Source organism: Pyxidicoccus sp. M6 (assembly GCF_055568925.1).
This window is the reverse complement of the sequence record NZ_CM145714.1, coordinates 1321834-1333461: the sequence shown is the minus strand read 5'-3', so window position 1 is coordinate 1333461 and position 11628 is coordinate 1321834. Positions and strand designations below refer to the sequence as shown.

Annotated in this window: 12 protein-coding genes; 5 read left to right on the top strand and 7 right to left on the bottom strand. The window is 70.6% G+C overall.

What is annotated here, in order from left to right; translation table 11 throughout:
* Positions 1-34 precede the first annotated feature (34 nt).
* Both dnaJ and ACVTJA_RS05670 read right to left on the bottom strand, forming a co-directional pair.
* Positions 35-1162 (bottom strand): molecular chaperone DnaJ, encoded by a 1128-nt coding sequence (dnaJ, locus tag ACVTJA_RS05675; RefSeq protein ID WP_465834444.1) that lies wholly within the window; start codon positions 1160-1162, stop codon positions 35-37.
* 98 nt (positions 1163-1260) lie between these two features.
* On the bottom strand, positions 1261-1701 hold the full coding sequence (locus tag ACVTJA_RS05670) for a hypothetical protein (protein WP_465834442.1): 441 nt from the start codon (positions 1699-1701) through the stop codon (positions 1261-1263).
* Positions 1702-1861: 160 nt separating this feature from the next.
* Between ACVTJA_RS05670 and ACVTJA_RS05665 the strand changes: the two genes are divergently transcribed.
* Both ACVTJA_RS05665 and ACVTJA_RS05660 read left to right on the top strand, forming a co-directional pair.
* Positions 1862-3625 carry an ABC transporter ATP-binding protein gene (locus ACVTJA_RS05665; RefSeq protein ID WP_465840320.1) on the top strand — a complete coding sequence of 588 codons (1764 nt, stop codon included), beginning with the start codon at positions 1862-1864 and terminating at the stop codon, positions 3623-3625.
* A 31-nt stretch (positions 3626-3656) separates the two neighbouring features.
* Positions 3657-4076, top strand: coding sequence for a hypothetical protein (locus tag ACVTJA_RS05660; protein WP_465834440.1), 420 nt, complete (start codon positions 3657-3659; stop codon positions 4074-4076).
* 955 nt (positions 4077-5031) lie between these two features.
* Here the strand turns inward: ACVTJA_RS05660 and ACVTJA_RS05655 are convergent.
* On the bottom strand, positions 5032-5670 hold the full coding sequence (locus tag ACVTJA_RS05655; protein WP_465834439.1) for a hypothetical protein: 639 nt from the start codon (positions 5668-5670) through the stop codon (positions 5032-5034).
* A gap of 182 nt (positions 5671-5852) precedes the next feature.
* Between ACVTJA_RS05655 and ACVTJA_RS05650 the strand changes: the two genes are divergently transcribed.
* From ACVTJA_RS05650 to ACVTJA_RS05640, 3 genes are read left to right on the top strand one after another with little or no spacing between them, the layout of a single operon-like run.
* On the top strand, positions 5853-6077 hold the full coding sequence (locus ACVTJA_RS05650) for a hypothetical protein (protein WP_465834437.1): 225 nt from the start codon (positions 5853-5855) through the stop codon (positions 6075-6077).
* 46 nt (positions 6078-6123) lie between these two features.
* A complete protein-coding gene (locus ACVTJA_RS05645; protein ID WP_465834435.1) occupies positions 6124-6885 on the top strand; it encodes a hypothetical protein in 762 nt (253 codons plus the stop codon).
* Positions 6886-6888: 3 nt separating this feature from the next.
* Positions 6889-7449 carry a hypothetical protein gene (locus tag ACVTJA_RS05640; protein ID WP_465834433.1) on the top strand — a complete coding sequence of 187 codons (561 nt, stop codon included), beginning with the start codon at positions 6889-6891 and terminating at the stop codon, positions 7447-7449.
* A gap of 6 nt (positions 7450-7455) precedes the next feature.
* Here the strand turns inward: ACVTJA_RS05640 and ACVTJA_RS05635 are convergent, their stop codons facing one another.
* Genes ACVTJA_RS05635 through ACVTJA_RS05620 form a run of 4 tightly spaced genes read right to left on the bottom strand, consistent with a single transcriptional unit; the run spans position 7456 to position 11543 of the window.
* The gene (locus ACVTJA_RS05635; RefSeq protein WP_465834431.1) at positions 7456-8280 is read right to left on the bottom strand and encodes a hypothetical protein; all 825 of its coding nucleotides are present in this window, start codon (positions 8278-8280) and stop codon (positions 7456-7458) included.
* On the bottom strand, positions 8277-9230 hold the full coding sequence (locus ACVTJA_RS05630) for a hypothetical protein (protein WP_465834429.1): 954 nt from the start codon (positions 9228-9230) through the stop codon (positions 8277-8279). The genes ACVTJA_RS05635 and ACVTJA_RS05630 overlap by 4 nt, the downstream gene beginning before the upstream one ends.
* A gap of 1 nt (position 9231) precedes the next feature.
* Positions 9232-10755, bottom strand: a complete 1524-nt coding sequence (locus ACVTJA_RS05625; RefSeq protein WP_465840319.1) for a pilus assembly protein — start codon at positions 10753-10755, stop codon at positions 9232-9234.
* The gene (locus ACVTJA_RS05620; RefSeq protein ID WP_465834428.1) at positions 10752-11543 is read right to left on the bottom strand and encodes a TadE family protein; all 792 of its coding nucleotides are present in this window, start codon (positions 11541-11543) and stop codon (positions 10752-10754) included. Before ACVTJA_RS05620 ends, ACVTJA_RS05625 begins: the two co-directional genes overlap by 4 nt.
* Between the last annotated feature and the right edge of the window lie 85 nt (positions 11544-11628).

The window sequence follows — 11628 nt, the reverse complement described above, 5'->3', positions numbered from 1 at the left end:
ACGCTCGGCGCGGCCATGGAGCCGCGTCACGTCCTCAGCCGAACAGCTCCTTCACCTTGGCGAAGAAGCTCTTGGACTGCGGATGGGACTCCTCGCCCGCGGCCTCGGCGAACTTCTCCAGCAGCTCACGCTGCTTCGAGGTCAGCTCCGTGGGCGTCTCCACCACCACGCGCACGTGCTGGTCTCCGCGCTGCTGGCTGTGCAGGTGGGGGATGCCCTTGCCCTTGAGCCGGAACACCTTGCCGGACTGGGTGCCGGACGGAATGGTCATCTTCACCTTCCCGTCGAGCGTGGGGACGTCGATTTTCGCGCCCAGCGCCGCCTGGGTGAAGGAGATGGGCACCTCGCAGAAGACCTCGTACTCCTCGCGCTGGAAGAGCGGGTGTTCCTTGACGATGACGGTGACGTAGAGGTCTCCCGGCGGGCCGCCTCGGTCTCCGGGCTCGCCCATGCCGGACAGGCGCACGCGGGTGCCGTTGTCGACGCCGCCCGGAATCGCCACCTCGATGACCTCTTCCGAGGGCACCTTGCCGCTGCCCTTGCAGCGCGTGCACGGGTCCGGCACCACGGCGCCGGTGCCGCCGCAGTCACCGCACGGGCGGGACACGGCGAAGAAGCCCTGCGTGTAGCGCACCTCGCCCGCGCCGCCGCACGTGGAGCACGGCCGGGGGCTCGCGCCACTCTTGCTGCCGGAGCCGGTGCACGTCTCGCACTTCTTCGGACGCGGAATGGTCACCTTGGGCCGGCAGCCGAAGGCCGCCTCCTCGAAGGTGATTTCGAGGTTGTAGCGCAGGTCCGCGCCACGCGAGCTCGTCCGGCGCCCACCCCGGCCTCCGCCGAAGATGTCGCCGAAGATTTCCCCGAAGATGTCGTTGATGTTGACGCCCTGGAAGCCGCCGCCGGCGCCGCCGAACCCCTCGAAGGGGTTGCCCGTGTGCCCGAAGCGGTCGTACTTCGCCCGGCGCTCGGGGTCGCTCAGCACCTCGTAGGCTTCCGAGGCCTCCTTGAACTTCTCCTCGGCCTCGTGGTTCCCCGGGTTGCGGTCCGGGTGGTACTGGAGCGCCACCTTGCGAAACGCGCTCTTGAGCTCCTGCGCGGAGACCGACTTCTGGACGCCCAGGACCTCGTAGTAGTCGCGCTTCTGACCCGCCGCACCTGCCATCGATTACAACCCCTGGAAATTGCTGTGCTTTTCGCTAAAGCTCAGGACCCTGAGCCACTATAACGCAGCGAAAAGCGCCAGCAATCCAGGGCCGTCACCTAGACAGTCCATACGCGGTTGGCCGTCAGCTCCATGCGGGCCAGGCGGCGTTTGAGCCCGGGGTCGACAGGGCCGTTGGCCGCCCACTTGGGCACCACGAAGTGCAGCTCCGCGTTGTAGAGCTTCGCGGCGCTGGCCAGCAGGCTCCACCGGTTCTCCGCCGTGGGGTCGTCCACCATCGTCGGCGTGACGATTTCCAGGATGATGGGTGTGCGCGCCGAGTCCGACTGCCGGCAGGTGAAGTCGGGACGATGGTCCTCGATGGTGCCGGACAGGATGGGCGGCGGCATGAAGCCGGGGAGGCGGGCCTTGATGTCCGTGTACCCGATGGTGCGGAAGTACTCGGCCATGAGCCACAGGAGCCGCCGGCGCTCCTCGTCCTCCACCACCGGCTCGCAGCCCGGATTGAACAGGGCCTCTTTTTCGTTATTGGTTTCCATGGCTCCCATGAAGCTGTCCGCAGGGGCGGAGGGGGGCAATGGAACTGGCCTGCTCGCTTTTGGCGCCCGGTGGCAGAGCAGGCGGCAGGGCCTGTAGGAACGCGCGTCCCTCTGGCCTTGGACGTCGTGGCGACTCGGTGACAGAGTGCGCCGCCGAACAGTGGCTCCCCGTCCCTCCCCACACGTCTACCGCCGGCTCCTCGGCTACCTGCGTCCGTACCGCCCGTTGCTGATGGCGGGCATGGGCGCCTCCCTCGTCGCCGCGGCGGCCACGTCCGCCTATGCCTGGGTGGTGGGCCCGCTCTTGCGCGCGGTGCTCACCGGCGAGCCCGTCACCGTGGCCGGCGTGTCACTGCCGCAAGACGCGCTGCTCGAGCGGCTGCCCCTGCTGGTCGTGCTCGTCGCCGTGGTGAAGGCCACGGCCCAGTTCCTCCAGGGCGGGCTGATGCAGCGGCTGGGCCAGCGGGTGATGGCGGATTTGCGCGGCTACCTCTACGGCCGGCTGCTCGGCCAACCGCCCGCGTTCTTCGAGCGACGTCACTCGGGAGAGCTGCTCACGCGCTTCACCTCGGAGGTTCCGATGGTGGAGTTCGCGGTGACTCAGGCGCTCACCTCGTACATCAAGGATGGGCTGCAGATTGTCTCGCTGCTGGTCACCTGCTTCCTCATCGACGGAAGGCTTTTTCTCTTCACGTTCGTCGTGGTGCCCGTCACCGTCCTGCCCATCAACCGCTTCGCCCGCTCGCTCAAGAAAGTGGCCGCGCGCTCGCAGCAGCGGCTGGGCGCGCTGACGGCGCTGACGGCGGAGCAACTGCAGAACCTGCCGGTGGTGCAGGCCTACGGCGGACAGGCCCGGGCGGTGGAGTCGTTCGAGGGTGAGGCGGAGCGATACCTGACGGAGATGAAGCGCTCGCTCTTCCTGCGCGGCGCGGTGAGCCCCACGGTGGAGTGGCTGGGCATCGCCGGCGTGGCCATGGCGATAGCGTGGGGCGCGCGCGCGGTGGACGCGGAGCCGGCGCTGGCGGGAAGACTGCTCTCGTTCATGGCGGCGGCGCTGCTGCTGTACCAGCCGGTGAAGTCGCTGAGCGGGACATTCTCCCAGGTGCTGACGGGACTGGCGGCGGCGGAGCGGCTCTTCGCCCTCGCGGACGAGCCGGCGCCGCCGGACGTGGGCGAGAGCGCGGGCCCGCTGTCGCAGGCGCTGGTGCTGGAGGGCGTGCGGGCCACGTACCAGGACGGGCGCGAGGCGCTGCGCGGCGTGGACCTGCGGGTGCCCGCGGGCAAGCGCGTGGCGCTGGTGGGGCCTTCGGGCGCGGGGAAGACGACGCTGTTCTCGGTGCTGCTGGGCTTTTTGCCCACGTCGGGTGGACGCGTGCTGTGGGACGGGGCGCCGCTGTCGGGGCTGAAGCCGTCGAGCGTGCGCGGGCAGATGGCGTGGGTGCCGCAGGAGCCGGTGCTCTTCTCCGGGACGGTGCGCCACAACCTGCGGCTGGGACGGCCGGAGGCGACGGACGCGGAGCTATGGGATGCGCTGCGGCTCGCGCACGCGGAGGACTTCGTGCGCTCGCTGCCGGGCGGGTTGGATGAGCCGGTGGGTGAGCGCGGCAGCCGGTTGTCCGGAGGCCAACGTCAGCGACTGGTGCTGGCGCGGGCGTTCCTGTGCCGGCCGTCGGTGCTGCTGCTGGACGAGCCCACGAGCGCGCTGGACGCGGCGAGCGAGGCGGCGGTGGGCGCGGGACTGACGGCGCTGATGCAGGGGCGCACGGTGCTGGTGATTGCACACCGGCTGTCGACGGTGCGCGACGCGGATTTGATTGCCGTGGTGGAAGGCGGCCGCATCGTGGAGGCCGGCACCCACGCGGAGCTGCTCGCGCTGCGCGGGCGATACTCGCAGTTGCTGGGCGAGGGCGCTGTCGCGGCCTGAGGTTGTCCAGGCGACGCTGGCGCGTCCCTCCTTGCCTCACCCTCCCCGCTCTGCCACCGTCACCCGCATCTCCATGCGTCCACGGGAGCCCCTGTCCCTCAACGCGTTGCTGCTGGTGCCGGCGCTGGCGCTCGCGGGTTTCGCCTGTGTGGCCGTTGCCGCGCGGCACCTGGCGCTGGCCACGGCGGCCACCATCACCCTCGTCCTCCTACCCGTCGTCTTCCGGTTGTGGACGCGCACCTGGTACCGGAGCCTCGTGCTGCGCGGCCTCGGCGTCTTCGTCCTCGGGATGAACGCACCCCTGCTGCTCGCCGGCGCCCTCTCCCACGGCCGCCTCGGCTGCTCCGAGAGTGGGTGTCCCAGACTCTACCTGCTGGGTGTGCTCGTATCACCCGTGGTGGGAGCCCTCTCCAGCGTCGTTTACTGGCTGGTCGGTCGTCCCCCAGTCTGAATTCACAGTTTTAGCGGGAGAGACTACTCTATCAGGAAATGCTCGTTCCATTCCGGCCCCGTATCGCGCCCGGGCTCTCCGTGGCGTCGGCCGTGCCTGTCACGGTGTTCCTGTGGTGCTTCACACTTGCGCCACTAATGCACGGCTCTGTCGAGCTGGCGCACACCGTAGACGCGGCCGGGCCGTTCGCCGCGGTGGTGGCGCTGGCGCTGCTGGTGGAGCTGCCGCTGCTGTCGCTGGCGCTCGCCAGCACCGGCATGGAGCGCAAGGTACCGCTGCCCGTCATGCTGGGCATGGCCACGCTGCCGTGGATGCTGGGCCTCATGGGCACCGAGGTCCTGGTGGAGAAGGCCACCGCCGTGCTGCCGCACCTGGACGCGGTGGAGGCCGGGCTGGTGCTCGCCTCCAGCACCGGGCAGGCCATGGCGCCGCGGATGCTCGGCGCCTTCACCAGCGCGGCGCTGCTGCTGGGGCTCGCGCTGGGACTGGCCATGGCGCGCTTCGGCCCTACCTCCCGGGTCCGGTCCGAGCGCGAGTCCCACCACTCGCAAGGGCTGCTGCTCGCCAGCGGCGTCTGCGCGTCGCTCGCCTCGGTGGCGCTGGTGGGCGCCATGGAGGCGCGGCACCTCTTCGAGCTGCTCACGGGCCTGGCGCACGTGCCCGAGTCGGGGCGGCAGGAGCTGGTGACGGCCGGACTCGAGACGGCGGCGCGGCTGCGCACCGTGCGCTGGGCCTGCACCGGCGTGCTCGCGGTGCTCGGCTTCGCGCTGCTCCTGCGCCGCACCGCCAGTGACGGGCACTCGCCGCTGGGCTGGTCCGCGCGGCTGGTGCCCGCCGCCGCCGTCACCGCGCTGCTGGTGCTGGACGCGCACCCGGTGAGAACCATCACCGAGCGCGCCCCCGTGGCCATTCCCGCGGGACAGGGCGTGCACCTGCCGGGCGTCGAGGCGTCGCGTCAGCTGAGCAGGATGACGGCGAGGAGCGCCAACCCCAGCAGCACGCCCAGCGCCATCACCGCCACCATCACCAGCCCCTCCGACTTGCGCACCACCGGCGGCGGTACCTCGTCCGGCAGCGGCTGGCCGAACGCGAGCTGAACCGGCGCGGGCTGCGGCGACGGCGCGGGCGTGAGCGACGGCAGCGTGGGCTCCGACGGGCGCTGTCCGCCCTGCTCCACGCGGCCTCCCAGCTCCAGCCCCTCGCGCGCCAGCGCCAGCACGCGCTGGATGTGGAGGATGTAGCGGTCCTGCCCCGTGTACGTGCCCATGGCCATCGCGGCCCTCAGGAGCCGCTGCGGGACGAGCTCCGGGTCCGCCTTCACCACCACCGCGGGCCCGGCCTGCTTCGGGCCACGCTCCAGGCTGCCGGTGCGCACCCCCTGCCCGCTGGCCCAGATGTAGTGGTCCTCCAACAGCGTCAGCTCCTGCCGCCGCACGCGCCCGTCCCCGTCCACCAGCGACAGCAACTCCGCGCCGTCCTGGCCCAGGTGCCACACCGTGCGCAGGCCGTTCTCTCCCGGCGGGCCCTCTACCGCGTGGACCCGGTAGAGCGCCTGCACCGCGGTCTTCAACGTCTCCACGGAACTCTCTGCCATGTGGAGCCGGAGCCTAGGAGCGACAGCGCGGAAACGGAAGCCGGCCTGCCCCTCGGCTGCCCGGCTCCATACGCTCCTCCTCCCCGCGCCGCCTGCCTAGGTTTGCCGTGGACAGGAGGGCACCTTCCGCGTGTGGCAGCGGACATCTCGCGCGCACAGGGCCTCCCTGGAGGAACCACCCCATGGCCATCATCATCCCCGAAGAGCCCATTGACGCCCCCTTCACCGTGCCCGCCAACCGCCGGGAGGTGACGGAGGAGGACTCCGAGGACTTCCTGCGCGGACAGGTGAGCTGGGACGGGTCCGCCGCGCACGGCGGCGGCCACGTGCCCGAGGACTACGCGTGGCCCTCCAACCCGAAGGAGCACCAGGACGAGCTGATGGGCGAGTGGCCCGGCGAGCACTGAAGCTTCGTGCGCCCGCTTGCCCGCCGCGTGTAGGGTCCCGCCCATCATGAGCCGTTCCCGTGACAGAGATGCCGACTTCCAACGCCAGTTCGAGGGCGCGCAGACGCTCGACGGACTGCTGGATTTGGCCGGCAGCCCGTTGGACAGCGCGGCGGTGCTCGCCCGCATGCAGGCCGCCCATGCGGAGGGCACGCCCTACAAGGACGTCATCCCCACCTTCTTCGAGGAGGAGCCGCGCTTCCCCTCGCCCGACATCGCCCGGCGGCTGTACCAGAACCTGCTGGGCCTCTGGGATTTGGTGGAGGAGGGAAAGCAGGTGCGGCTGGAGGACGGCCCGCGCCCGCCTCGCCCGAAGAAGGTGAAGCCCACGCCGCCCGCGGCCTTCCACCCGAAGGAGCCGACAGCCGAATTCGTGGAGACCGCCTGGCGTTACCTGGAGGACGACGAGAAGGCGCGCACGCGGCTCACCCACTCCTTCGAGAACCGACAGGACGCGCTGCTGGGCGCGCTTGACGCGGCGGGTCTCACGGACGAAGGATACGGAGTCGCCCGCCACCTGCTCTTCGAGCTGTACGCCATGCTGGAGCTGGGGTGGCCGCCAGGACTCACCCCCGTGAGCCCGGCGGCGTTGGAGGCGGACACGGACGCTCCACCGCCGCCCCAACCGCTGCAAGCCTACGCGGACGAGGCGCTCTTCGAGGCGGAGCAGGACGAGGAGCAGCCCCTGTCCTCCGAGGAACTGGAGGCGGTGCGGCGTCTCGTCCGTCGCGGACTCGCCGCGCTGTGGAGCGCGCGCAAGGGGAGATGAAGGATGGCGAAGGACAAGGACGATAACGGCGGCGGCTTCTCCGGGAAGCGCAACAAGAGCTGGCGCGAAATCGACGCACAGCGGGGCAAGGGCAGCAAGTACCACTCGCGCCAGGATGACCCCGCGCAGCAGAAGATTGAGCGCAGCGCGAGCTACCAGAAGTACAAGGCCGCCGCGGACGCGCTCTTCACCGGCGGCGAGCTGCCCGAGGGCCTCGCGAAGACGTTCGACCCGGAGGGCAAGCGCAAGGCCCAGAAGCAGGCCATGCAGAAGGTGACGGAGTCCGAGTCCCGCGCCGACTGGGTGAAGGCCGTCGTCGACTACCTGGAGAAGTACCCGGAGATGCCCGAGGACGCGTACTTCCTCGACAGCCTGTTGGACCACCCGCGCGAGCGCATCGTCGACAAGGCGCTGGCGAAGCTGGAGCAGCTCTCCGAGGAGGGCAAGCTCAAGACGAAGGTGCCGCAGAGCCTGGACCAGCGCCTGAAGTCCGTGGAGCTGACCAGCATGGACCCGGACATGCAGGGCCGCGCCAAGGCGCTGCGCGAGAAGCTGAAGGCCTGACGACGCTCAGGGCGACGCGGGCTTCGCGACCGGGGCCCGCACCGAGCGGTACACGAGCACCACCGCGCGCAGGCCGCCCTCGCCCTGCTCGTGCACCACGCGCAGCTCCTCACCGGAGCGCGTGTAGAGACCCGCTTCTTCCTCGACGCGCCGCCAGCCGTGCTGCGACAGGGCACGTGTGTAGTACGCGTCCACGTCGCTGCCGGACAGCGCGACGTGGAAGGCCATCGTCTTCGAGCTCTCACCGCCCACGCGTAGGATTTGCCGCGCGCCGGGCGGCAGGGGCGCGAAGTCGCCCGCGGCCACGGGCTCTCGGCGCAGCATGTGGTTGGCCTCGCCGAGGTACAGCACGGTGGTGTTGTCGGGCTGCGGCTGGAGGATGGCGGTGTACGTCAGCCGCTTGTACATATCGACGGCGGTGAGCATCACCGCGCCGCTGGCGAGCTGTGGCTGCTCGGGCCCCGGAGGGACGTGGAGCCCGCCCTTGTGGAACGCATCCGCGAGCCGCTGCACGGCATCCGGCAGCCGCTCCTTCACGTGCACCGCGCGCAGGGCCACCGGGAGGCCGGCGACCTCGATGATTTCGCTCGCCTCGACGTGCTCCAGCACCTGGAAGCGCGGCCAGGCGAAGCGCGGGGCTCCGTCATCCCGAGGAGGCGTGCTCGGCGCCGGCGCGCCGTCGTTGTGCGGAACGAGCGTTCCTTCCGATGATGGACGAGCCGGCCGGGCGCCCCCCGTGCCTGGAACGAACGTTCCTTCCGCCGCGCTCCCGGGCGCGGGCGCCGCGCCAAGCAAGAACACGCCGCACAGCACGACGAGCGCGCGTCTCACCGGGGCAACCCGAGCCAGTGGTTCTGGCGGCCGGCGTTGTAGCTCGGGATGTTGGGCGCCTCGAAGGGCGTCACCTCCCAGCGTGACTGTCCTCCCGCGTGCGTGGCGCCGATGTTCTCCTCGTAGTTGTCCTCCTCGCCACGGAAGCTCATGAAGAACTGGTCCTCGTTGACGGAGTCCGCGCCCACCAGCCCCGCCATCGCGGACCCGGCGCTGCCTCCGCCGCCGTTGGCCCGGTAGATGCGCTCCGTCCAGCGGTAGTAGTCGACGTTCGTGCAAGGCCCCCCGGTGTCGATGCTCAGCGGACACGCGCGCCCCTCCGCCACGCCCGACAGGCCCCAGTCATCCAGCATGATGCCGAAGCGCCCCGTGCACCGGCCGCCGGACGCACGCCCCGCAGCGCAGACGGTGAAGGCCTGGGCCGCGCGGCGGTGCGCCTCATGGAAGCGCTCCTCCATGAAGTTGCCGATGCGCGAGGCGCGCAGCCGCGAGGACGCCGTGCACGACATGCCCTGCGTGCCCACCGTCATCGCCGCGGCCAGGGGGGAGACTCCCGGGGACACCTCCGCATCGGCCGGGCTGAGCCCCTGCACGCCCGCGGGCAACCCCGTCTCACACATCACCTGGATGGGCTGCGCCCGCGCAATCGCCTGCTGAATGGGCATGCCCGTGCCGCCCATGCGCTCGCGCCCGTCGAAGTCCACATAGCGCCCGGCGGCCTCCGCTTCCGCGTCCGCCACCACGCCGCGCCGGCCCCAGTCGCCGGCCTCCGGATTGTGGTGCACGCGCCCGGTGGCGTCCCACAGCGCGAAGTTGGCGGCCTCCTGCACCTTCAGCGTCAGCGCGCCCACCTCCGCGAAGTAGATGCCGAAGAGGAGGATGGTGACGAACACCATCAACCCCAGCGCCGCCTCCACCAGCGACTGTCCCCGCGCCGCACGCGTGCGCATCTCAGTACCCCCTCCCGCCCGGACCGCCGCCCCGGAAGCCCTCGCCCACCAGCCGGCGCAGCGTCTGCGCGTGCTCGGTGAAGCCCGCGCCCGCGAGGCTGTCCGCGGGCCGGTCGTCGATGGAGCCCTCCGGGCTCGCCAGCGTCGCGCGCCAGAAGGGGTTGAGGAAGTTGGGAGGCTCGCGCCAGCCGCCCCCCACCGCCGCCGGACGCGGCCGGTGGTAGTAGACGAGCCCCGCCGAGAGGGCCACCTGGTTGCGCTGCACCTCCTCGCGACCGGTGGGGAGGATGCGGCCCAGCGGGCTGCTGTTGTCGAACTCCGTGTCGCTGTTCTCCGTGAACTTGAAGCGGAAGAAGAGGTTCCACGGGTCCGGATGGGCCCGCCGCTGCGCGCTCGCGTAGTCCCGGTACAGCATCGCGTACAGCTTCGGCTGGCCGTACTGGTTGGCCTGTCCGCGATTCAGCTCCGCCGTGTTGTAGCTCATGGAGAAGGGCCAGATGCCCGGGCAGACGACGCACTCGCCCAGCGTGTGCATCTTGTACGGCCACTGGGTGTTCTCCATCGCCTGGCCCGGTGGCGCGCGGGCGCCGTACACGTGCTGGTCCTCGCGCGTCTGCTCCTCGTCGGACATCACCCACGCATCGTCCGCGTCGGCCGGAGTCGGTGGACGCGAGCGGCAGCGCGTGGGCACCACGGCGCGCCCGTGGTCATGCCCCGTGGAGTTGCGGCCCGAGACGGTTTCATACCGCGACGGGTCCATCTGCGAGGCGGAGTTGTAGTGACGGAAGCCCGTGGACACGGCCGCGCCGCCGGTGCCGAAGCCCGCGCTGCCTCCGGGGCGGTTGTGCACCCACGTCCAGCCCATGCTGCCCATGGTGGCGTTGAGCGCGGGCGTGCCGCCGCCGGACAGGCACACCGCGCCGTCGCCGACGCCGCACGAGTTGGTGCCCCCCTTCATCGCGGCGATGAGGTCATCGCGCGAGCGAACCGCGTTGGCGCCATTGAGCTCGGAGAAGCTCTTGTCGGCGCCCTCCGGCGGGGCCCGCAGCTCGCCATTGACGGCCTCGGCCACCCGCTTCGCCAGCTCCTGGCCCGCGATGTGGTCCGCCAGCAGCTTGATGTAGATGCTCATCCCCGCGCGGTGCATGTTGCCCGCCTGCCCCTGCAGGCTCCGCACCTGGTTCGCCGCCGCCTCGTCCGCTTCGAACCACTCGTTGGGAAGGATGTCTCCCGGGCACACCACGTTGTGCGCCGCGAACTCCTGGCTGCTGTGGCTGATGAGCGCCTGCGTGCCGGCCATGGCCACCATGTGGGCCACCTGCGCGCGGTTCATCACCGAAATCGCGTTGAGCGTGCGCGCCGTGGCCACCGCCTGGCTGTAGGCCGCCGCGTCCGACGCCATCTGGATTTCGACGCGCTCCTTCGCGCGCATGCCGAAGCCCAGCGTCATCAGCACCATCAACGCCAGCAGCAGCAGCGTCAGCGCGAAGAGCACCAGCGCCTGTCCGCGCGCACCGCGCGTCATGAGCCGTGAAGGTTGCACGCCGGGCCTCCCTGGAAGTACTCGGACATGACGGGCGTCATCATCCGCATCGCGGCGCTGACCTGGATGGGGAAGAGGAAGTGCCCGTCGGCGCTCCAGCGCACCATGCGGTCACCCAAATCACCGCCCGGCCACCCGTCCCTGCCGAGCGTCTCGTCCGTCTCGCCGTACCAGGCCGCGCGCTTCTGCGTGGGCATCAGCGGGTTGGGACCCGTGAAGCGCTGGAGCCGGAAGTGGGCCAGGAACATGCGGCTCATCACCCAGTTCGCGAACGGGATGCGCATGTAGTACCAGGCCACCATCCGTATCTCCAACGTGCGCTGCCGCAGCTCGCGCGCGTTGTTGGTGGGCTGGTCGAACATCAGGTCCTCGTCGCCCAGCAGCCCCTGCGCCCAGGCCGCGTCCGGCGACTCGCGGACGATTTCAATCATCGGCCCGTTGAAGCGCTCGCCGGTGGAGCCGCGCACCCAGAAGTGGTTGTGGCGCCGGGGTGAGAAGGCATCCGCCAGCCGCTCCGGCGTGTCGGTGCGCGCCACCGTGGGCAGCATCGTCACCAGCGCCGAGTGCATCATCGGCAGGCAGTTGCCGTGGTTGAGGCTGCCCGCGCGCACCGCCCGGTACGCCGCCACCTGCGCGAGGATGCGCGCCTGCAACAGGAGGAAGAGCTGCAGCGTCCCCAGCACCAGGAACACCACCAATGGCAGCGTCAACGCGGCTTCCACCGCGGCCTGCCCTGACTGACGTGTCCCTGCGACGCCCCGCTGGCCCATGACCGTCTCCTGGATTCCTCTTTTCTGGTTGATTGAGGAATCGGTCAAATGGACGAGCCGCGCACATGGACGCACAGCAGCACTG